Origin of the sequence: Sorangium sp. So ce394 (genome assembly GCF_051474665.1) — a bacterium.
In the GTDB taxonomy this organism is placed as follows: Bacteria; Myxococcota_A; Polyangia; order Polyangiales; family Polyangiaceae; genus Sorangium; species Sorangium cellulosum_D.
Genome location: NZ_CP150339.1, coordinates 5,492,208 through 5,512,147, shown reverse-complemented (window position 1 = coordinate 5,512,147; position 19,940 = coordinate 5,492,208). Strand labels below are relative to the sequence as shown.

General features: G+C 70.0%; 18 protein-coding genes. 8 read left to right on the top strand and 10 right to left on the bottom strand.

Annotated elements, in window-relative coordinates; translation table 11 throughout:
- Positions 1-152 precede the first annotated feature (152 nt).
- The 3 genes from WMF33_RS20190 to WMF33_RS20180 all read left to right on the top strand — a co-directional run bounded on the left by WMF33_RS20190 (position 153) and on the right by WMF33_RS20180 (position 3,472).
- The gene (locus tag WMF33_RS20190) at positions 153-1,469 is read left to right on the top strand and encodes an IS4 family transposase (protein ID WP_437332111.1); all 1,317 of its coding nucleotides are present in this window, start codon (positions 153-155) and stop codon (positions 1,467-1,469) included.
- A gap of 357 nt (positions 1,470-1,826) precedes the next feature.
- Positions 1,827-2,954 (top strand): substrate-binding domain-containing protein, encoded by a 1,128-nt coding sequence (locus tag WMF33_RS20185; RefSeq protein WP_437338668.1) that lies wholly within the window; start codon positions 1,827-1,829, stop codon positions 2,952-2,954.
- 74 nt (positions 2,955-3,028) lie between these two features.
- Positions 3,029-3,472, top strand: coding sequence for an NADAR family protein (locus WMF33_RS20180; RefSeq protein WP_437338667.1), 444 nt, complete (start codon positions 3,029-3,031; stop codon positions 3,470-3,472).
- Positions 3,473-3,542: 70 nt separating this feature from the next.
- Here WMF33_RS20180 and WMF33_RS20175 read toward each other — a convergent pair whose 3' ends face one another.
- On the bottom strand, positions 3,543-4,259 hold the full coding sequence (locus WMF33_RS20175) for a hypothetical protein (RefSeq protein ID WP_437338666.1): 717 nt from the start codon (positions 4,257-4,259) through the stop codon (positions 3,543-3,545).
- Between the two features lie 109 nt (positions 4,260-4,368).
- Here WMF33_RS20175 and WMF33_RS20170 point away from each other — a divergent pair, with 109 nt between their 5' ends.
- Positions 4,369-5,334: a DUF4423 domain-containing protein gene (locus WMF33_RS20170; protein ID WP_061623014.1), complete on the top strand. Its 966-nt coding sequence runs from the start codon at positions 4,369-4,371 to the stop codon at positions 5,332-5,334.
- A 60-nt stretch (positions 5,335-5,394) separates the two neighbouring features.
- Here WMF33_RS20170 and WMF33_RS20165 read toward each other — a convergent pair whose 3' ends face one another.
- Complete coding sequence (locus WMF33_RS20165; protein WP_437338665.1) at positions 5,395-6,066, bottom strand: cyclase family protein; 672 nt, start codon at positions 6,064-6,066, stop codon at positions 5,395-5,397.
- A 316-nt stretch (positions 6,067-6,382) separates the two neighbouring features.
- Between WMF33_RS20165 and WMF33_RS20160 the strand changes: the two genes are divergently transcribed.
- Entirely contained in the window at positions 6,383-8,110 is a 1,728-nt protein-coding gene (locus WMF33_RS20160; protein WP_437338664.1) for an ABC transporter substrate-binding protein, read from the top strand.
- A gap of 28 nt (positions 8,111-8,138) precedes the next feature.
- Here the strand turns inward: WMF33_RS20160 and WMF33_RS20155 are convergent, their stop codons facing one another.
- The 3 genes from WMF33_RS20155 to minC all read right to left on the bottom strand — a co-directional run bounded on the left by WMF33_RS20155 (position 8,139) and on the right by minC (position 11,949).
- Positions 8,139-9,728: a carboxypeptidase regulatory-like domain-containing protein gene (locus WMF33_RS20155; RefSeq protein WP_437338663.1), complete on the bottom strand. Its 1,590-nt coding sequence runs from the start codon at positions 9,726-9,728 to the stop codon at positions 8,139-8,141.
- A 208-nt stretch (positions 9,729-9,936) separates the two neighbouring features.
- The gene (locus tag WMF33_RS20150) at positions 9,937-10,497 is read right to left on the bottom strand and encodes a hypothetical protein (RefSeq protein ID WP_437338662.1); all 561 of its coding nucleotides are present in this window, start codon (positions 10,495-10,497) and stop codon (positions 9,937-9,939) included.
- Between the two features lie 609 nt (positions 10,498-11,106).
- Complete coding sequence (minC, locus tag WMF33_RS20145) at positions 11,107-11,949, bottom strand: septum site-determining protein MinC (RefSeq protein WP_437338661.1); 843 nt, start codon at positions 11,947-11,949, stop codon at positions 11,107-11,109.
- A gap of 212 nt (positions 11,950-12,161) precedes the next feature.
- Between minC and WMF33_RS20140 the strand changes: the two genes are divergently transcribed.
- Positions 12,162-12,935 carry a hypothetical protein gene (locus WMF33_RS20140; protein WP_437338660.1) on the top strand — a complete coding sequence of 258 codons (774 nt, stop codon included), beginning with the start codon at positions 12,162-12,164 and terminating at the stop codon, positions 12,933-12,935.
- Positions 12,936-12,967: 32 nt separating this feature from the next.
- Here WMF33_RS20140 and WMF33_RS20135 read toward each other — a convergent pair whose 3' ends face one another.
- Genes WMF33_RS20135 through WMF33_RS20125 form a run of 3 tightly spaced genes read right to left on the bottom strand, consistent with a single transcriptional unit; the run spans position 12,968 to position 15,865 of the window.
- Complete coding sequence (locus WMF33_RS20135; RefSeq protein ID WP_437338659.1) at positions 12,968-13,540, bottom strand: hypothetical protein; 573 nt, start codon at positions 13,538-13,540, stop codon at positions 12,968-12,970.
- Between the two features lies 1 nt (position 13,541).
- On the bottom strand, positions 13,542-14,900 hold the full coding sequence (locus WMF33_RS20130; protein WP_437338658.1) for a hypothetical protein: 1,359 nt from the start codon (positions 14,898-14,900) through the stop codon (positions 13,542-13,544).
- Positions 14,897-15,865, bottom strand: coding sequence for a hypothetical protein (locus tag WMF33_RS20125; protein ID WP_437338657.1), 969 nt, complete (start codon positions 15,863-15,865; stop codon positions 14,897-14,899). Before WMF33_RS20125 ends, WMF33_RS20130 begins: the two co-directional genes overlap by 4 nt.
- Positions 15,866-16,036: 171 nt before the next feature.
- On the opposite strand from WMF33_RS20125, the gene WMF33_RS20120 reads away from it, so the two are divergent.
- A complete protein-coding gene (locus WMF33_RS20120; protein ID WP_437338656.1) occupies positions 16,037-16,888 on the top strand; it encodes a DUF350 domain-containing protein in 852 nt (283 codons plus the stop codon).
- Positions 16,885-18,129: a glutathionylspermidine synthase family protein gene (locus tag WMF33_RS20115; protein WP_437338655.1), complete on the top strand. Its 1,245-nt coding sequence runs from the start codon at positions 16,885-16,887 to the stop codon at positions 18,127-18,129. The genes WMF33_RS20120 and WMF33_RS20115 overlap by 4 nt, the downstream gene beginning before the upstream one ends.
- A gap of 19 nt (positions 18,130-18,148) precedes the next feature.
- Here the strand turns inward: WMF33_RS20115 and WMF33_RS20110 are convergent, their stop codons facing one another.
- Complete coding sequence (locus tag WMF33_RS20110) at positions 18,149-18,901, bottom strand: class I SAM-dependent methyltransferase (RefSeq protein WP_437338654.1); 753 nt, start codon at positions 18,899-18,901, stop codon at positions 18,149-18,151.
- A 59-nt stretch (positions 18,902-18,960) separates the two neighbouring features.
- The gene (locus WMF33_RS20105; RefSeq protein ID WP_437338653.1) at positions 18,961-19,602 is read right to left on the bottom strand and encodes a TetR/AcrR family transcriptional regulator; all 642 of its coding nucleotides are present in this window, start codon (positions 19,600-19,602) and stop codon (positions 18,961-18,963) included.
- Positions 19,603-19,940: the final 338 nt, after the last annotated feature.

Below are 19,940 nucleotides of genomic sequence, written 5' to 3'. Positions count from 1 at the left end.
CCCATCCGGGGACACGAGCGTGTTCATGGCACCGCGGCCGACCGCCAGCAGGAGCCGATCGAGGTCGACGCTATCTCGCGCACTTGACGAGCTTCTTGGGCGGGCGAGAGGCGCAGCGGCAAAAGCGGTGCGCTCACCGGAATAAGCTAAGTATGGCTTTCCGCGATGCGCTGCTCGCTGCCGCCGACTACGTCGGCCCGGCTGACGTCAACAACATCTGCAAGCACTTGCCGGCCGAGTGGATCGAGCAGGCGCTCGCCGCGACCGGTACTGCTACGCTGCGGCGTCGACGCCTGCCTGCCGAGCAGGTCATCTGGCTTGTGCTGGGCATGGCGCTGATGCGCGATCGGCCGATCGAGGAGGTCGTCACCAAGCTGGATCTTGCTCTGCCCGGTGCGAACGGGGCGATCGCCCGCAGCGCCATTCCCCAGGCGCGCGCTCGGCTGGGCGACGAGCCGATGCAGTGGCTGTTCGAGCGCAGTGCCCTGGCCTGGTCGACCCAGAGTGCCGACGCGAATCGCTACCGCGGCCTGGCCGTATACGGCATCGATGGCACGACGCTGCGCGTGGCCGACACGCCGGACAACCGTGCCGAGTTTGGCGGCGCTTCGAGCTCACGCGGTGACAGCGGCTACCCGCAGGTGCGCTTGGTGTGTCTGATGGTGCTGAGCTCTCACGAGCTGGCAGCTGCCAACTTTGGTCCTTACGCAACTCATGAACTGAAGTACGCACGGCCTTTGGTTGACCACATCCACGATCGCTCGCTGACGATCGTGGATCGCGGATTTTTCGGTGCCTCCTTTCTCATCGGGCTGACGAGATCGGGCAGCGAACGACATTGGATGACCCGCGCCCGCTCCACCACCAAGTGGCGCGTGATCAAGCAGTACGGCCCTGACGATGCGCTGGTAGAGATGGCCGTCAGCTCCGAGGCCCGCCGCAAGGACCCATCTCTGCCAAACACATGGCACGTGCGCGCCGTCCGCTATCGGCGACCCGGACATGAGCCCAAGACGCTGCTGACCTCGTTGCTCGATCCAGTGGCCTACGCGGCGAAGGAACTGGCGGCGCTCTACCACGAGCGCTGGGAGCTGGAACTCGCCTACGACGAGCTGAAGACGGAAATGCTCGATCGACGTGAGAGCATCCGCAGCAAGACGCCGATGATGGTGCGTCAGGAGATTTGGGGCCTGCTGTTGGCCTACAATCTCGTCAGGCTGGAGATGGAGCGCGTGGCTGCCGAGGCGCGCGTCCCTCCGACGCGCATCAGCTTCATCATGGCGCTACGTCTCATCCGTGATGAGTGGCTCTGGTCGAGCGACTCCCGTCCCGGAGCCATCCCCGGTCATCTGCACAACCTCCGCCGGGATCTGAAGCGCTTCATCCTACCCCCACGCCGCGCTGAACGAACGTACCCTCGCGCGGTGAAGGTCAAGATGAGCAACTACCCGCGGAAGCGGCCGATCTGAAGGGGATGGAGCTTAACTGACCGGCATTGGCCCTAGCCCCGCCGCCCGAGCGGCGTCGCCAGGGCTCCTTCCCTCTCCTCTCGCATTCACACCTACATCGCGAGCCAAACGCCGCGATCCACCGGACATGGGCTCGCGGTTCTTCGGGACCGGGCTCCGGCGACCGTGCCCCGAGCCACACATTCCCCTGAATTGTGCCTCGGCCTCCAAACCTCCCCTAACGGAACATTTACATCCCCCTTGACAGCCAGATCCTCGTTCTCGTAACACGAAGGATCGAGCATGCTCGCTGCTGCATCGACTTTCACGCGAGGTTATCCCGCGCGACCGAGCGAACCACGGACGAGGAGGGATCTCATGAAGACGATGGGACGATGCTGGGCGGCCTTCGGGCTCATGCTGGCGGCGGCGGCGTGCGGATCCGGCGATGCCGGCGGCGAGGACGCCGAGGGCGACACCATCACGCGGGCGGAGATACCGGACAACGAGTTCTTTCCGATGGAGCTCGAGGCGAGGATCGACAGCCTCGTCGCCGAGCTCAACAAGACCCCCCTCAAGTCGATGCAGATGGTGGTCCTGACGAAAAACCTGTCCGATTTCTTCGAGCCGATCTCCGTGGGCGCGAACCGGGCCCTCGGCGAGCTCGAGGCCATCGGGAATGTGCTCGGGCCCACGGACCAGTCTTCGGACGATCCCACGACGACGCAGGATCTTCAGAACCAGCAGATCGATCAGGCGGTGGCGGACGGCGCCAGGGGGATCGGCGTCTCGCCCTTCGGCGAGGAGAACAGAGCCAACATCGACAAGGCGGCCGATGCCGGGATCCACGTGGTGACGTTCGACAGCGACCTGGTGGACTCGAAGCGCTCGCTCTACGTCGGATCGCTCGGCTACTCTGCCGGAAAAACGGCCGCGAGCACCCTGCTCGATATGCTGCCCGATCCGCCAGGCACGGTGTTGATCCACGGCATCACCGGAAAGGATTGGCCCGACGGATTCGACCGGACGCAGGCGGCCCAGGATGTGATCGGGAAGGCGGGCTACACGTTCACCGTGACCCAGGCCGCCTTCGTCGGCGAAGAGAGCGCCGACGTCGACCAGATGAAGGCCGTCCTCGAGGCCGCGAACCCGCCCGTCGTCGGCATGCTCGGCCTGTTCAACATCTCGTACCGGCTCGTGATGGCCGCAGAGGCCGCGGGCATCGAGGGTGTCCCCATCGTCGCCTTCGATTACGATCCGAAGACCGTCGAGTACATGCGCGAGGGGCGCATCCGGGCCACGCACACCCAGCGGCAGTACTACGAGGGTTACCTCGTGCCCTACATCCTCTACGGCATCGACACCATCGGCCTCGACGCGACAAAGCAGATCCTGGCCCCGCTGGTCGACGACAAGGGCCGGGTCAACATCGGCATCGACGTGGTCCTGTCGGAGAAGATCGACGACTACAACGACTTCCTCAACACGATCGGCGCCATCCAGTAGCGGCGGCGCAGCTCGCGGGAGGCCCGGCGCGGTTCCTGCCGGGCGCCGCCGGCGCCGTGGGATAGACTGGGGCCATGACCGTCATTCGCTTCTACCGCGCCGGCGACGCCCACGGGTTCTTCTCCAACTTCTCGCGCCACCCGTTCACGCTGAAAGGCAAGGTGTGGCCCACGAGCGAGCACTACTTCCAGGCCCAGAAGTTCGCCGGCACGGACCACGAGGAGGAGATCCGGAGCGCCCCCGGCCCCGGCGAGGCGGCCCGCATGGGCCGCCAGCGGAGCCGCCCGCTGCGCCCCGACTGGGAGCAGGTGAAGGACGACATCATGCGCGAGGCGGTGCTGGCGAAGTTCACCCAGCACAAGGATCTCCGCCGCGCCCTGCTCGACACCGGGGACGCCGAGCTGGTCGAGCACACCGCGAACGACGCCTACTGGGCCGACGGGGGCGACGGGAGCGGCCGGAACATGCTGGGGAAGATCTTGATGGAGATCCGCGAGCAACTGCGCCGCCCGGCCTGAGGGCGAGCCGCCGCCCGCGCCGGAAGGTCCGAAGGCCCTCGCATGCCGCCGGGCGGCGCCGCCGCGGCGCTCAGAAATCCGCCACGTTGAACGGCTGCCCAGATACCGACGAATCGGGCCCAGTCCCGACCGGGTGGGTCTCGGCGATGCCGCTGATCGTGCCGGAGACGGCGCTGCCGGTCAGCTCGCCGCTCAGGTACACGAAGACCTCCCTGAACTCGGTGGGATCGACCTCGGTGACCTCGTACGAGCCCTGGAGCGCGTCGACATCGATCCTGTGAAAGAAGCGGCCCGCGCCGACCTGCGGGACCCTGAGCGTGACCGCGAACGACTCGTCGAACGCGCCGTCCTCGGTCGAGAAGGCCAGCGGGACGTCGAGCTGCAGGTGATCCGCGCAGTCCGCGGCGATCGCCGTCGACTCGGCGCCGCCAGGTCCGCGGTCCGCCACCGCCTTCTCCGTCGATCGCACGAAGCGCGCCGCGACGAGCTCGCCCGCGGCGACCGTCGCCGTGGTGCTGCCGCCCTTCGACCACGCGAGCGGGGCGGAGCGCTCCCCGGAGAGGGCGGAGAGCGCGTCTCGCGCCGAGAAGCCCAGCGGGGAGACGTCGTCGGCGCCGATGTCCTCCTTCACCTCGTCGCACCCGCCCTCGTTGACCTGGACGCCGCCGATCTGGCCGCCCGGCGCCGTGTCGTCCGAAGGCCCTCCGCCCTCGCCGGACACGCACCCCCACAGGCCAACGCTCATCACCGCCGCCGCCACCCAAGAAAGACAAAGCCGCTCGCGCATGTTCATGACCTCCTGCGGCCTACCTTGCGTCGGCCCCCGGAGCGACGCCAGCTCAGCTTCGCACATTTCATAGAGCAAACAGGCCTGTATATGTGCGAATCTGCGCTACGTGAACCACGAATCCCTCGCAAGAGAGCTGATCCGCGCGCTCCGCGGCCGGCGCTCGCAGCTCGGCTTCAGCCGCCGGCTCGGCTTCCGCACCAACGTCGTGTACACGTGGGAGTCGGGCAGGCGCTGGCCGACCGCGGCCACGTTCCTCGTCGCGGCCCGGCGCGCGGGCGTCGACGTCGCGGGGGCGGTGGGGCGCTTCTTCCCCTCGACGCCCGCCTGGCTCGCGCACACCGACCCGGCGTCCGCCGAGGGCGTCGCGGCGCTCCTCTCGGAGCTGCGATCGATGTCGCCCATCGTCGACGTGGCGCGCCGCGCGGGCAGGAGCCGCTATGCGGTCGCGCGCTGGCTCTCGGGCGAGGCCGAGCCGCGGCTCCCGGACTTCCTGCGGATGGTCGAGGCCTGCTCGCTGCGCCTGCTCGACTTCGTGGCCCTCTTCGCCGACCCGGCGGCGCTCCCGGCCGCGAGCGCGGCGTGGCGCACGCTCGAGGCCCAGCGCCGCGCCGTCTACGAGGAGCCGCTGCTGCCCGCGATCCTGCTCGCCCTGGACATGCCGTCCTACCGCGCGCTGCCGCGCCACGAGCCGGGGTGGATCGCGCGGCGGCTCGGGTTCCCCGCCGAGGACGAGGCGCGCTGCCTCGACCGGCTCGCCGAGGCCGGCCAGATCCGGAAGAGCCGCGGGCGGTGGATCGTCGCGCCGATCCGGACGGTGGACACGCGCCCCGACCCGGACGCCGAGCACCGGCTCAAGTGCTTCTGGGCGGGCGTCGGGCTCTCGCGGCTCACGCGCAAGGCCGAGGGGCGCTTCTCGTTCAACGTGTTCACGGTCTCCGAGGCCGACCTGGCGAAGCTCTCCGAGCTCCACGTGAGCTATTACCAGAACATGCGCGCGGTGATCGCCGAGTCGCGGCCGCCCGAGCGCGTGGTCGTCGTCAACCTGCAGCTCTTCCCGCTCGACGGGGGCTGAGCCGCGCCCGCGGCGGCGGCGCGGGCGGAGCGCGCCTGCGCGGCGAGCGGCGCGCGCGATTCACACGATGGCGAACGCCCGCACCGGGAACGTGCCGAAGGCGCGGACCTTCACCGGGACGGCGAAGAAGCGGGCGCCGGCGGCGGGGAGCCGTTCGAGCCCGGTCATGTGCTCGCAGATCGGGATGTCCGCGCCGAGCAGGATCGAGTGCACCGGCCGCGTGGGATCGGCCGTGTCGTCGATGTTGTAGGTGTCGACGCCCACGAACGCGGCGCCCGCGCCGGCCAGGCGCCGCGCCGCGCCCCGCGTGAGGAACGGGTGCCCCTCGAAATAGCGATCCGTGCGCCAGTGGTCGCTCCAGCCGGTGCGCACGAGGACGGCCTTGCCGGCGAGATCGAGCCCCTCGAACGCGCCTTCGTCGATCGCGCGCCCGGACCGATCCCGCGCCTCGACGACCACGCTCTCCAGATCGGCCAGCGATTCGAGCGGCAGGGCGGCGAGGTCCTTGCCGTCCGCATAGCGATGGAACGGGCTGTCCACGTAGGTGCCCGTGTTCGCGACCATGTCGATGCGGCCAATGTGGAATTCGACACCTTCCGCGTAGACGGCGCGGGACTGCTCGCGCGAGAGGAAGTCGCAGAGGACGGGCGCCGGCACGCCCTTGTACGTCACCATGCCGTGCTCGACGGTGTGGCTGAGGTCGACGAGGATTCGTGAGGCGGGGGTGGTCACGGTCCGCTCCTTGGGAGGGTCTCCGCGCGGCGGCGCCTCTCGCGAGCGCGGTCGGGTCGCCGAGCCGCCGTCAGTCTCGCGGAGCGGCGCGAAGAGATCCAGAAATCGGGCAATCCAGGCGAGTTGACACCCGCCCACATGCGCCGATAGAGTGTGACCACGGGGATGTCGCGCTCGGCCCGAGGGTCCTCGGGGCGAGCCATCGTGGATGGGTGCCGCAGCGGGCGCGGCATCGGGTGCTGTCATTGAAATGGATCATCGCGGGGAGATCGAGCGTGCCCGCGTGGAGAGCTGGATGCCTGGGATGAGTCGAGCCGTGCCGCGCCGAGCCCTCCTCCTGTCGGCGCTGATCCTGTCGACCGGCGCGGTGTCCGGCTGTCGCTCCAAGGGCGGAGGCCCGGAGAGCGGCTCCGTCGCGCCGGAGCGGGCCGCGAAGGCGGAGCCGGCGGCGTCCGCGTCGAAGCCTGCGCCGAAGGGCGCCGCGATGGTCACGATCGCGCGGGAGCAGCAGGCGACCTGGGTGCGCAATTTCAACCCGTTGCTCGCCGAGGGGAGCGTGCGCTTCCCGACGGTCGCCGGCATCTACGAGCCGATGCTCATCTACAACACGATGAGGAACGAGTACACGCCGTGGCTCGCGACGAGCTATGCGTGGAGCGACGGGAACCGCAAGCTCACGTTCACGGTCCGCTCGGGCGTGAAGTGGTCGGACGGACAGCCGTTCTCGGCGAGGGATGTCTCGTTCACGTTCGCGCTGCTCAAGAAGCACCCGGCGCTCGATCTCTCGGGGGTGTGGAGGTTCCTCGGCGCGGTGACCGCGGAGGACGAGTCGACCGTCGAGTTCGTCCTGAGGCGGCCCTATGTCCCCGGGCTCAGCTACATCGGCCATCAGCCGATCGTGCCGGCGCACGTCTGGAAGGACGTCGCCGATCCGGTCACGTTCGCGAACGAGAACCCGGTGGCGACAGGGCCGTTCACCGAGGTAAGGGTCTTTCAGAACCAGGTGTACGAGCTCGGCAAGAACCCGCACTACTGGCAGGAGGGCAAGCCGGCGGTCGACGGGCTGCGCTTCCCGGCGTACCCGAGCAACGATCAGGTGACGATGGCGCTCGTCAACGGCGAGGTCGACTGGGCGGGCGCGTTCGTGCCGGACATCGAGCGGGTCTTCGTCGCCAAGGATCCGGCGCACCATCATTACTGGTTCCCGCTCGTCGGCGGCACGGCCACGCTGTACCCGAACGCGACGAGGAAGCCGTTCGACGACGTGCGCGTGCGTAAGGCGATCAGCATGGCCATCGACCGGGAGCAGATCGTCAAGCTCGCGGCCGACAACTACACGCACGGCGCGGACGCGACGGGGCTGGACGACTCCTACGAGCGGTTTCGCAGCGAGAAGGCGGTGGCGGCGGGCGACTGGGTGAGGTTCGACCCGCAGCGGGCGAACGAGATCCTCGACGACGCGGGGTATCCGAGGGGCGCCGACGGGATCCGGACGAGGAACGGCAAGTCGCTGCGCTTCGAGATCAACGTGGTCAGCGGCTGGTCGGACTGGGTCCGCGCGGTGCAGATCATCGTGCAGAACCTGCAGACCGTGGGCATCGACGCGACGATGAGGACGTACGACTTCAGCGCGTTCTTCGCGGCGCTCCAGAAGGGCGCGTTCGACATGTCGATGGGGTGGACCACGGTGGAGCCGACGCCGTACAACTTCTACCGGGATCTCATGAGCACGGAGCTCCTGAAGCCCGTCGGCGAGGTGAGCGCGCGCAACTGGCACCGCTTCGGGGCGAAGCACGCCGACCCGCTGTTCCACCAGTTCGAGGCCGCGACGGATCCGAGCGAACAGAAGCGCATCCTCGACGCGATCCAGATGATCTTCGTGGAGGCTGCGCCGGTGATCCCGCTGTTCAAGAACCCGTCCTGGGGCGAGTACAGCACGAAGCGGTTCACCGGCTTCCCCACCACCGAGAACCCGTATGCCAAGCTGACGCCGAACAACCCGCCGGAGTACCTGCTCGTCCTGACCGAGCTGCGGCCGAGGTGAAGGCCCCGGGCGGGTGGGGGGTGGAGGATCAGTTGTTGTCCTCGGGGGCGGGCTTCGGCGTGACGTCGAGCTTCACGGTCGCGACGGCGCCCTCCTCGACGATGGCGCCCTTGGAGATCGAGGCGGTCATGACGGTGATGAGGTAGTTTCCCGCGGCGAGCGAGGGCACACGGAAGTTGCCGTCCTTGTCCGTCACCGGCATGTGCCGCTCGAAGCCCGGCTTGCGGCCGCGGTTCGTGGTGACGAGGAGGCGGATCCCGGCGAGGGGTTTGTCGCCGGCGGTGACCCGTCCGCGGAGCTCGCCGGTCCCCTCGCCGAAGAGGGAGATGTCGCGCTTCACCACCTTGCCCTCCTTGACGTTCACGGACACCATGGTGGCCCGGCTCCCGTCGCGCAGCTCGACGCGCACCATCCCGGCGGGCAGGTCGTCGACGCGATAGCGTCCCTCTTCATCGGCCACCACGTTCACGAAGCCGACGGAGCGGGCGAGCAACGTGAGCTTGGCGTTGGGGATCGGCGAGCCGTCGTCCCGGCGCGCCACGCCGCGGATGCTCCCGCCGGGGGACATGACCACCTTGACCGGCTCCACCTTGCCGCAATCGGAGATGTTCGAGGCCACCGTGGTCACCGCGTGGCTCCCATCGTAAGCGCGCACCTGGATGTCCCCCGTGGGCACATGCTCGAGCCGGAACGTGCCGTCGTCCCCGGTCTGCGTCTGCTGCACGTCGGCCGAAGACCGGAGGGCCTGCTCGCTCAGCGAGCCGGCGCCGAGGCGCGACTCGGCGTCGACGAACACGCCCGGCAGCGGCGTGCCCTGCGCGTCCTCCACCCTCCCCGAGAGGACGCACCCCCGGGAGAGCGCGAGCTCCACCGTGCCCGTCTGGCCGCGCTCGACGTAGAGCATCTCGGAGAACCCCGGCGCGAGCTCCTCGGCCGTGGCCTTGAGGATCACGTCCCAGGGAGGAATCTGGTCGATGCGGAAGGTCCCATCGGGGCTGTCGAACGTCTGCGAGTACATCGGCGGCGGCGCCGGCACGTCGTCGGGGACGGCGGAGAGGACATCGATGGTGAAGCGGCGCACCGGCTCCTTGCGCTCGTCGACGACGCGCCCGGTGATGACACCGCTCCGAGAGAGCACGAGGCTCACGGTATCGCCGCTGTGCGCGACCGCGTTCGTCGGGCCGTAGCCGGCCAGATCGGCCTTCAGCTGGTACGTCCCGTCCTGCAGGCTGAGCTCGAAGCGCCCGCGCTCGTCGCTCTTCACGGCGAGCGCGGTCGAGGGGATGTTGCCGGCGACCTCGAAGGTCGTTGCGACGACGGTCGCGCCCGCGAGCGTGTTGCCGTCGGTGTCGTAGACCTCGCCGACGATCCGCGGGTTCTCGGGCTCGCGCGGCCCGGACAGCGCGGGTGACCTCAGGACAGCGCGGTTCCGGTAGGTGGGCGGGCTCCTCCGTGTCTCGCCTCCGGCCTCCTCGCTGCCCGCGGAGAGGGTCTCTTCGGCCCTGGGGCGGGCGAGCAGCAGCACCGCGGCCGCGATCGCGATGGCGAGCAGGGCGAGCAGGAGGAGCCTGCCAGAGGATCGGTGAAGAAAGCTTGTTCGTGAGCTGTGCTGTTGCATCGTCGTATCTCCAGGTGGGATACCCCGGCGAGCGGGCGGTCGTGCGGCGGACGCCTGCACAAAAAGGGAGAGCCGCCGGCGAAAGCCGGCGACTCCCTTCCTTCAGGTCCCGGGGCGCGCGCTGCCGCCGGTCATCGGAGCTCCCGTGTGCACCCCGGGAGCTCCTGCCGGCCGCCGAGCTGCGGCGCTCCGGATCGCGCGTGGAGGATCAGCCCTCGGTCGCCGGCGCCTCGCTGACGTCGGTGTGCTCCTCCTCCTCCTCCTCTTCGTCCACCTCCTCAGCCAGGAAGCTGCAGCTGTAGTTCACGAATTCGAGCCCCTTGAAGCTGCACGCGCCCCAGAGGTTGCCGTCGCGGTCCTCGCCGCCCACGAACTCGTTGAGCTTCCGCTTCTCAGACTTGAAAAAGAGCTTGCTCACCTTTTCGGGTTCGATGGTGACGTAGGTGACGACCGCATTCTTGTCGAACTTCTCGCAGTCGAAGTTGCCGGTCGTCATCTTCTCCAGGAGGAAGAAGTTGGTGCTGTCCGGGATGTCCGCCTCGAACTTCACCTTGCAGACGCGCACACAGAACTCCGCCGGAAAACCGAGGATCTCGCCGTCCTCGTCGTCCCGACGAAAGGAAGGATCGCACTTCAACGTGTTGGCTTCGGAGATAGCGAAGCCAGTGTCGATTTTGACATTCAGCTCCTGGTCGATGTCGATCGCCATCGCACCGGCGGAGAGCGTGGCGGAGGCAAGGACGACAAGAGAGATAAGCGACTTCTTCATGGAACCCTCCCATTATGACCACAGATCAGCGACCTCACGCCGGGACAGCGCTCCCGGCGCACGGCTCCGCATCGGCTGATGCGAGTCAACGACGTCAGTCGCCGGCTCACCTGCCTCCGCGGGCCCGAAGGCGGTCACGCTCTCGGCTGAGTTCTGCGTGACAGCGAGCGGTAAGCTATTCCACGAGTGCGCCGGTGCAAGAGTTTTTTCGGCTCGTAGATTTGTTTCAGGGTAGTCGCGCTGGACGATAGTTGTTTGTTCCAGCGTCGCCAGCCTGCGGAAACACTGGGTTCGTCCTCGCCCCATCCATGCCTGTCGGGATCTGTCACCGGTGCTTCGACGTTGGTCCGGACGCGAGATGTCGACCACGTCCGATCCGACGAAGGTCGTTCGAACCGAACGACCTCTGCCCTGCGCGAGCGGCAGAAGGGCGGCGAAGGCTGCCTGTACGAACGCGCGCGTCCTGGTGGTCCTCCGCCGAGGACTCGGTCGGCGCCCGTGTAGGCGACGCCCCGGCGGGCGGTTCGCCCCGGATGGCCAGCGGCGGCGTCCCGAACGGCGCGCTGGGCCGCCGCCTGCGGTGAACCTCCGCCGGACGACCGGTGAGCGCTACAGCCGCGTGACCACGAGCCCGTCGTTCTGCACCGAGATGCGGGCGGGCTTGCCGCGGTGCTCGTCGGGGATCTCGTCGGCCATGAGGTAGCGGCCGGCGATCGAGACGAACTCCGCCTCGAGGCTCATGCAGAAGATGCTCGCGTCCGCGTTGTTGTGGGCGCCGGCCATGGCGCGGCCGCGGAGCGGCGCGTAAACGTGGATGTTGTCGTTGGCGATGAGCTCCGCGCCCGAGCTGACCGGCGAGAGGACCACGAGGTCGCCGTGGGGGACGTAGATGACCTGCCCGCTGCGCACCGGGTGCCGCACGGTGAGGCCCGCGGGCGGCGGCTCGGCCGCGTCGGGCGGCGGCGCGGCGTCCCTCGGGCGACGGGCAGGCCCAGCCGTTCCGCGGTCGGGGGCGGCCCCTGTCCCCCCGCGGTCCGCCGGCGCCGGCCCCACCGCGACGGGCCCCGGCGTGGGGGTGGCCCCCTCGGCCTGCGCGCCCTGGCGCGGCGAGCGCGTGAGCGGCGTCCGCAGCACGCCGAGGCCGGCGGCGACGGCGCGCTCGCGCTGGGCTTCGGTCGGGTTGCGCACGGCGATGGGCACGAGGTTGTGCTTCCGCAGCAGGCCGGCGAGGGCGCCGAGGTCGACAGGCTCGTCGCCGAGGGCGTCGAGGTCGAGCAGGATCGGCAAGTGCAGGAAGAAGTGCGGCATCTGCGAGATGTGGTCGGCGAGCTGACGCTCGATGGCCGAGACATCCGCCGTCCGCAGGCAGAGCATCGTGATGGCGGGCATGGTGCCCTTGAGCGCAAACGCCTGCTGCTCCTGCCGCTTCTCCCCTCGCCTGCCCGACACCATCGCTGTCCTCGCTCGCAAAAAGGTGCTTCCGCCGCGGCACTGTAACCCGGATCCGGCGGCGCGCGCCGGAAAAACCGGCGGGCGCTCTGTCGCCGTCCGCCCTGTCGCTGTCAGCGCCGTCAGCGCCGTCGCCGCCAGCGCCGTCGCCCCCGACGGGCCGGCGCGTCGCCGCTTGGCTGGCCGCCGCGGGCGATGCTAACGGTGGTTTGGCCATGCCCACCGCGCGCCGCGCCTCCGTACGGCGGCTCGACCTCGATCTCCGCGCGACGGCCTCCTCCGGTCGCCCGGGGGCTCCGCCGGTCGAAGCGCTCGGCCGTCACCTCGCCCTGGAGGTCCCCGGGGTGTTCTCGGAGGCGGAGCGCGCGGCGCTCGTCGAGGGGGTTTACGCCGCCCGCGACGCGTGGACTGCCGACTTCGGAGGCGAGCAGTTCTCGCTGGGGCGCGCCTTTTACACGCACCTCGAGCAGGGGCGTTCCCGGGAGTACTTCGCCGACGCGGCCGCGTCCGACGCCCGCGTCGAGCGCCACCTCCCCGGCCTCCAGCGCCGGATGCGCGCGCTCGTCGCGGCGCTCACCGGCGGGCTCGCGCAGCCCCGGCGCGGCTTCTGCGGGCCGGGGGTGCACGTCTTTCCCGCGGGGGAGAAGGTCGCGCGCGAGGGCGGCGTCGTCCACTTCGACACGGAGGGGCTCTCCGACTACCACCTTGCCCGGCGGCTCCGCGCGATCACGGTGGTCGTGATGCTGGAGCTCCCCGACGCGGACGGCGGGCTCAAGCTGTGGGACGTCCTCTACGACGGGAGGGACGATCCGGGCGACGAGGCGCTCTCCGCGCGGAGCCTCGTGGCCGGCTATCGGCCTGGGGGCGCGCTCGTCATCGACAGCTACCGGCTGCACCAGATACAGCCGTTCTCCGGCGGCCGAGACCGGATCTCGGCGACGGTGCACGCGGCGGAGATCGATCCCGGCCGGTGGGAAACGTGGTTTTAGCGAGGGGAACTGGGCGGCTGACGGGAGCTGCTCTACACGATCTTCCGCAGGTAGTGGAACTTGGGATCGTTCAGATCGTCGGCCGTGAGCGCCCACCCCTCGTCGCGCGGGATGAGGTAGATGACATCCGACTTCACGCTGGCGAAGCTCACGTGCCCGAGGTTCTGGAGAATGTGGCCGAACACGTCGCGGCGCCAGAGGCGGTCCTTGGGGATGTCGCAGACGGCGCAGAGCATCCGATCCGTGGGCGAGCCCTGGACCAGCAGGAACGCCATCGTGAACGTCAGGTAGCGCGGCTGGCCGCGGTACGGGTCGGGCGTCCCCGACGGCCCCCTGCGCGCGCCCTCCTCGGTGGTCATGCCACGGGACCACATGCTGAAGTCGTTGAGCGCGCGGGCGTTGTCGTCGAAATAGTCCCAGCACCCCTTCTCGAGGACATGCAGGTTGGACAGCAGCGCCATCTGCGCGCGGCGGTACTGGTGCCATTTCTGGTTCAGGCTCATCGTCTCGCAATGGCCCTGCACGCACTCGTGCAGCGTGCGCTGCAGGACGCTCCCCGGGTCCATGCGCGCGCACACCTCCATCGCGAAGATCGAGTGCTCCACGCTAGCCTCCGTACCCTCCCGAAGCCCGGTTCCACGAGCCGCTCCGGCTGAGCGCCGCCCCGAGGATCGCGCCGGTGCCGAGCGCCACGACGACAGGCACCGTCCCGAAGCCGTCCGGGACCGGCGGCGTCCCGCCCGCGGCGCCGCCGCTCGAGAACGGCGTCGCCCGCACCATCGGCACATAGCCCTTGCCCGGCCGCCGCACGGCGGGCTCGACCGGCGCCGGCCGGGGCGGCGCCCCCCACGGGTAGTCCACCCAGAACCAGCCGTGCGACGCGGCGCTGCCCCCGTAATAGTGAGGAGGCCAGTCCTCGGTGGCGTTCGCGGGCCTCGCCTCCGCGGGATCGGGCGCGAAGACGCTCGCGGCCATCATCGCCACGTGGAGCTGGCGCATCCGGTAGGCCACGAGATCGTCGTTGAGATCGTCCGTCTCGGTCGTGTCCGCCTCCGTGGGCACGACGTACAGCACGTAGCGGACGCCGCGCTCCCACAGGGTGTCGGCGGACGGCAGCCGCGCGACATGCCGGTTGTCGAACTGCGCCGCGTCGTCCGAGTAGGGCGAGAGCCGCTGGCGATCGAGGACGAACATCGTCGCGCGCGGGCCGGGGTGCGGGCGGGCGAAGAGCGGCTGATAATACGCCGCCGCGGCGAGCGTCTGGTGCGCCTTGACGACGCCGCGCGGATGCGGCCAGTTGTCGAACGTGAACACCGGATCGAACGCCTCCGCCGCGCCCGCGGCGAAGGCCACCGACTCCGGGCCATCCAGATCCACGATGACCGCGATGTCGCGGCGCAGGCCGCCGGCCGTCCGGGCGGCGAGGAGCAGGGACGCGAGCGCCTTGCCGCTCCGGTAGGCGCGCTCCATCGCCGGCGTGAAGATCGGCCGGAGCACGCTGCCGAGCGGCGTGATCGGCGCCGGATCCCCCTGGGCGACGAGCGTGGGCACGGCGGAGGGGGACTCGAACAGCGCGGGCACATAGTAGGCGCGCATGGCCTCGTCCGCAGGCCTGAGCTCGGTCGCCATCCTCGCGATCGCCGCCTGGTCGAACGGCTTCTTCGACTCGCCGTCGAACGTCACGCTCTCTTGCGCCGCGCCGAAGCTCCAGCCGAAGGTCCGCTGCATGTCGAGCGCCCGCTTCCTCTGGACCTCGTGATCGTCCTCGGAGCACCCTTCACCCGCCACGGCGATCGCCGCCGCGACCCCGGCGAGCCCGACCGCGCCGAGCGCGACCAGGATCGCGTTCCGCCGCGAGGCGTCCTTCGGCGCCTCGGCGAGGCCCTTGTGCCACCAGCGCGCGCCGACGATCCCCGGCTTGTCGAGCACCTCGTCCCGCTCGAACGGCTCATTCGGTCGGCTCACGCGGCGGCCTCCTCGCCGTCGCGCGGCGCGCCGCCAGTCTCCGCGACCGCCTCCGCGACGCCCCCCGCCTCTGCGACGGCCCCCGCCCCCGCCGCACGGCCGTGGTCGCGCCGGAGCGCCTCGATGAACTCCGGGGTGAAGGTGCCGTCGATGCGCACCGAGTACCTGAAGAAAGGATCCGCCTCGACGCCGTGGTAGTCGTGGTCGTTGAACCAGTAAGCCCGGCCCGCGACGGCCGTCTTCCGCCGCGCCCGCTCGTCCCAGAGGAACAGGCGCTTGTTGCCCGCGGGACACAGCGTGATGAAGTGATCGGGCTCGCGCTCGACGCCGCGGTCCCCCTCCGCGCGCGCCCCCTCCCCTTCCCCGTCGCGGTGCACCGTGCCGTGATCGTTCGCCTCGAGACCCATGATGTTGCAGCGCCCGATCGACGAGAACGGCAGACGCTTCACGTAGGCGATCGTCTTCGGGAAGAACGAGCGCGCGAGCCGGGTGAAATCCTTGCCTTCGCTCCGGCTCTTGTCGCTCCAGTAGCGGTTCGGGATCAGCTCGACATAGACCTTCCAGGGGAAGTAGACCCCATGGCGGAACTTGAGCCAGAGCATCTGCCGCCGCGAGAGCGGGATCTCGCGCTCCTCTCCGAACTCGAGCGTGGCGCGCGCCGAGCGGTCGATCGCCGAGGGGTCGTCCGAGAGGCGCTGGAACGTGGCGAACTCCTCGTCGCCGAGGCCGCGGATCACCTCGCCGTAATCCGCGAGCGCCTCGCCGAGGCGCGACGGCGGCATGATGCCCATCGTGCGGTGGCTGCCGCCGGTGTAATCGATCGGCACCTGGGTGAGCCCGAGGCAGATCTCGTCGTGGAGCTCGCCGAGCGGCGCGAGGTCGAGGTACGGCGCGAGGTCGATATAGGGCCGCGCGAAGATGCCCGTGATGCCCTGAGTGCCGGAGTCGCTAGGAGGTTCGACCATGATCCGCCGCGGCAGCCGGTCCGTCGCCGGCCGGTGGACGTACCCATATCACAAAGAGCGGCCCGCCCCGCAAACCCTACGCCGGAGACCGCCGGAGCGCGCCTCGCGCGGGCCCTTCGCGGCGCGCGCCGGGGCTTGTGACGGCGCGGCGCGTTCTGTAGCGTGCGTCCCATGGATCTGTCCTACGTCATGGGGTTCGGGCTGGGCACGACGCTCGCTCTGCTCGCCCTCCTGCGCATCGGGCAGAGGATCTTCTCGCCGGCGCACACGGTCGCCCGCGATCTCGCCGAGAGCAACGCCGCGCGCCGGCTGCTCACGGTGGGCCAGGTCCTCGCGGTGTTCCTCGTCGCCGCGAACGCCGTCAAGAACTGCCTCGACGGGTCCAGCTTCGCGCGCGATCTGCTGTGGGTGAGCGCGTTCGCGGTCGTGGGCCTGCTCCTCGTGATCGCGACCGGCGAGCTCGGGATCCGGCTCCTGCTCAAGGCGCGGCTCCCGGCCGAGATCGAGCGCGGCAACGCGGCGGCCGGGCTCGCGGCGGGCGCGCACTACGTCGCGACCGGGCTCATCACCTCGCGGGCGATCGCGGGCAAGGACCTCGGCGATCTCGCGATCTCCCTCGGCTTCTTCCTGCTCGCGCAGATCACGCTGCACGTGTTCATCTCGCTCTTCCGGGCGCTCACCACCTACGACGACGCCGAGCAGATCCAGGGAGAGAACCTCGCCGCCGCCCTGAGCTACGCCGGCGCCTCGATCGCGGTGGCGATCATCATCGCGCGGGCGCTCGAGGGCGACTTCGAGGGTCTCTTCATCTCGCTGAAGGGCTATGGCGGCGTGCTGCTGTATCTGCTCGCGCTCTACCCTGTCCGGCAGCTGCTCGTGCAGAGCGTGCTGCTCGGCGCGCCGCTCGCGCTGCGCGGCGGCCGCCTCGACGCCGGCATCGCGGCCGACCGCAACGAGGGGCTCGGCGCCCTCGAGGCGGCGACCTACCTCGCGACCTCGATCGCCATCGCGCGCCTCCTATGAGCGACGCTGTCCGGGCGTACGACGCCTTCGCCGCGAGGATCGTCGAGACGGGCCTCATCACCGATCCGTGGTTCGACGGGGCGCCGCGGTTCCGCGAGGAGCCGGTGCTCGTCACGGCGGCGGAGCAGCGCGCCCTCTACCGGGCCGCCGAGGAGGTCGCGGCGGTGTACAACGAGCTGTGCCTGCTGGTCGCGGACGAGCCGTCGCTGCTCGACGACTTCTTCTGTCTGACGCCGTGCCAGAAGGCGATGTGGCTCTCGTCGCAGCCGCTGTGGCACGGCATCGCGCGCGCCGACGTCTTCCTGACCGACGAGGGCCCCGCGATCGCCGAGCTGAACTGCGACACGCCGACGGGCGAGGCGGAGGCGGTCGTGCTGAGCGCGCTCGCCGCGGCGGACCACCCGGGCGCGCTCGACCCGAACCGCGAGCTCGGCCCCCGGTTCTGCGCGATGGTGGAGGAGGTCGCCCGCGCGCTCCTCGGCGAGGCCGCGACGCGGCGCCTCGGGTTCGTGTATCCGACGGAGTTCACCGAGGATCTCTCGGTGATCCGCCTTTACCGGCGCTGGCTCGAGGAGCGGGGCTACGCGGTGATCCTCGGCTCGCCCTACAACCTCGCCCACGATGAGCGGGGCCTGTCCCTGTTCGACGTCCCGTTCTCGATCCTGCTGCGCCACTACAAGACGGACTGGTGGGGAGAGCGCTCGAGCGTGTGGACCGACGAGCAGATCCCCGACCCCGAGCCGCTCGCGGGCCCGCTCGGCGCTGTGCTCTCGGCCGCGGCCGACGGGCGCGTCGCCGTGCTGAACCCGCTCGGCGCGGTGCTGCCGCAGAACAAGCGCTCGATGGCCTTCATGTGGGAGCACCTCCACCGCTTCTCGCCGCACGCGCAGTCGGTGATCCAGCGCCACGTCCCGGTGACGTCGCGGCTGGAGACGGTGCACCCAGAGATGCTCCGCGCGCAGCGCGAGGAGTGGGTCCTGAAGAGCGATTATGGCGCCGAAGGAGAAGAGGTGATCCTCGGGCGCCACACGTCCGACGACGTCTGGCGCGCCTCCCTGGCCAAGGCGCGCGAGGGCCGGTGGATCGCGCAGCGGTACTTCGCGGCCCTCGAGAACGAGCGGCGGGAGTCGGTCAATTACGGCATCTACCTCATCGCGGGCGAGGCGTGCGGCATCTACGCGCGCGTCCAGGCCGGGATGACGGACGCCGCCGCGCTGAGCGCGCCGGCGCTGGTGCGGTAGCCGGCGCGAGCGCCGCCCGCTATCGCTGTGCCGGCTCCTTTGTGCACTCGAACAGCATCGCGTAGGGCCGCGCGAGGTAATTGCTCCAGAACGCCTCCCCGAGCGCCTCGATGCCTTCAGGCGCCACCTCGGGCGCGCGCCATCGGATCTCTCGAAACCCTGCGCGCCTCAGCGCGGCCTCATAGCCGCCCCGCGTCCAGTAGTGCGTCGAGATCGTCAGCTCGGCGTCGACCGTCGTCACCGTCACCTTCATCGGCGCCGCGTCCTCGAGACGACCGTCGACGGAGGCGCGCAGGCCGTAGGCGCTGTAATACGCAGGATCGTTCACGGCGAACGCGTCGTTCGGGTGAATGGCCACGAACCTCCCGCCGGGGGCGAGCGCCTCGTGGATGCCTCTGCACATCGCGGCGAGCTGATCGGGCGACGATGCGTGCGGCAGGACGTAGCAGGCCGTCACGAGATCGAAGGGGCCCAGCGCGCCTGCGTCGGCGATGTCGCGGCGCACGTACTCGACGCCGAGAGGGCTCCTGGCCTCCTCGCCGCGCGCGAGGTCGAGCATCCCCTCGGAGAGGTCCAGCCCGACCACCCGGCGCGCGCCCCTCTGCTTGAGCATCCTCGTGATGACCCCTGTGCCGCAGCCGACGTCGAGGACGGCCTGGCCCTCCACGTCACCGACCGCCCTGGTGAGCGAAAAGTAGTCCACATAGCGGCGCACATCCAGGGCGATGGCCCTGCCATAGGTGTTCGCGAAGCTATCATATTGACTTGACATGACCAAGGACCTCCACTCGCGCTGAGTCACCTGCCCTACCCGTTCAATCCACGATCGACCTAACGCCTCTCGGTGCTGGTCTCGGCCGGCCGGCCGGCCTTCAGAAGCAGAGCCACGACGTCGTCGACGCGCTCGATGGGCGGCGGCCTCGGAGAGCCGTCACCGAGCAGGCCGTCCATCACGACGTGCGTGAGCAGCGCGCCGATCGCCATGCGCGCCGCCGTCTCCGCGCTCGGGAACGACACGAGCCCGCGCTCCTGGCCGTGCTCGAGCAGCCGCACGACTGCGCTCAGGATCGGCCTTGGCACGGTCTCGCGGAACAGCGCCCCGATCTCGGGCATCCGGGGGACCTCTGCGATGATCACCCGGGCCAGGCCGAGGTAGTCGGGCTGCATGAGCGTGGTGAGCACCGCACGCAGGAAGGTCGCGAGCGCGTCGTGGAGCGCCTGCGCGTCCTCAGGCATGGACGAGGCGAGGGCGAGCTCCCGCCGACCCGGCTCGGCGATGAGCTCCTCGAGGACGCTCTGCAGGAGCCGCTCCTTGCTCGGGTAATGGGCGTAGAGCGTCCGCTTCGACACGCCGGCCGCCGCGGCGAGCGCGTCGGTGCTCGTCCCGGCCACGCCCCGCTCGAGGAACAGGCGCCGCGCCGCTGCCCTGATCTGCGCCTGTTTCGCCGACTTGCGCTCCTCGTGGCTGGCCATCATCCTGCTCTTGTAAACGAAACCGTACCGTTTACTTAGGCCACGGACTGGCGGTCGTCAAGGTGCGCGCGACCCGACCCAGGTTGGGCTGCCCGACCCGGCGCGGCGCGAACCGACCCAGGTTGGGCTGCCCGACCCGGCGCGGCGCGACCCGACCCAGGTTGGGCTGCCCGACCCGGCGCGGCGCGAACCGACCCAGGTTGGGCTGCCCGACCCGGCGCGGCGCGAACCGACCCAGGTTGGGCTGCCCGACCCGGCGCGGCGCGACCCGACCCAGGTTGGGCTGCCCGACCCGGCGCGGCGCGACCCGACCCAACCCAGGTTGGGCTATCCCCGGC

What these genes read in the sequence shown, in the direction of transcription:
- WMF33_RS20190 (WP_437332111.1), top strand. Translation starts at nt 153, where the DNA reads ATGGCTTTCCGCGATGCGCTGCTCGCTGCCGCCGACTACGTCGGCCCG.
- WMF33_RS20185 (WP_437338668.1), top strand. Translation starts at nt 1,827, where the DNA reads ATGAAGACGATGGGACGATGCTGGGCGGCCTTCGGGCTCATGCTGGCG.
- WMF33_RS20180 (WP_437338667.1), top strand. Translation starts at nt 3,029, where the DNA reads ATGACCGTCATTCGCTTCTACCGCGCCGGCGACGCCCACGGGTTCTTC.
- WMF33_RS20175 (WP_437338666.1), bottom strand. Translation starts at nt 4,259, where the DNA reads ATGCGCGAGCGGCTTTGTCTTTCTTGGGTGGCGGCGGCGGTGATGAGC.
- WMF33_RS20155 (WP_437338663.1), bottom strand. Translation starts at nt 9,728, where the DNA reads ATGCAACAGCACAGCTCACGAACAAGCTTTCTTCACCGATCCTCTGGC.
- WMF33_RS20150 (WP_437338662.1), bottom strand. Translation starts at nt 10,497, where the DNA reads ATGAAGAAGTCGCTTATCTCTCTTGTCGTCCTTGCCTCCGCCACGCTC.
- minC (WP_437338661.1), bottom strand. Translation starts at nt 11,949, where the DNA reads ATGGTGTCGGGCAGGCGAGGGGAGAAGCGGCAGGAGCAGCAGGCGTTT.
- WMF33_RS20140 (WP_437338660.1), top strand. Translation starts at nt 12,162, where the DNA reads ATGCCCACCGCGCGCCGCGCCTCCGTACGGCGGCTCGACCTCGATCTC.
- WMF33_RS20125 (WP_437338657.1), bottom strand. Translation starts at nt 15,865, where the DNA reads ATGGTCGAACCTCCTAGCGACTCCGGCACTCAGGGCATCACGGGCATC.
- WMF33_RS20120 (WP_437338656.1), top strand. Translation starts at nt 16,037, where the DNA reads ATGGATCTGTCCTACGTCATGGGGTTCGGGCTGGGCACGACGCTCGCT.
- WMF33_RS20115 (WP_437338655.1), top strand. Translation starts at nt 16,885, where the DNA reads ATGAGCGACGCTGTCCGGGCGTACGACGCCTTCGCCGCGAGGATCGTC.
- WMF33_RS20110 (WP_437338654.1), bottom strand. Translation starts at nt 18,901, where the DNA reads ATGTCAAGTCAATATGATAGCTTCGCGAACACCTATGGCAGGGCCATC.
- WMF33_RS20105 (WP_437338653.1), bottom strand. Translation starts at nt 19,602, where the DNA reads ATGGCCAGCCACGAGGAGCGCAAGTCGGCGAAACAGGCGCAGATCAGG.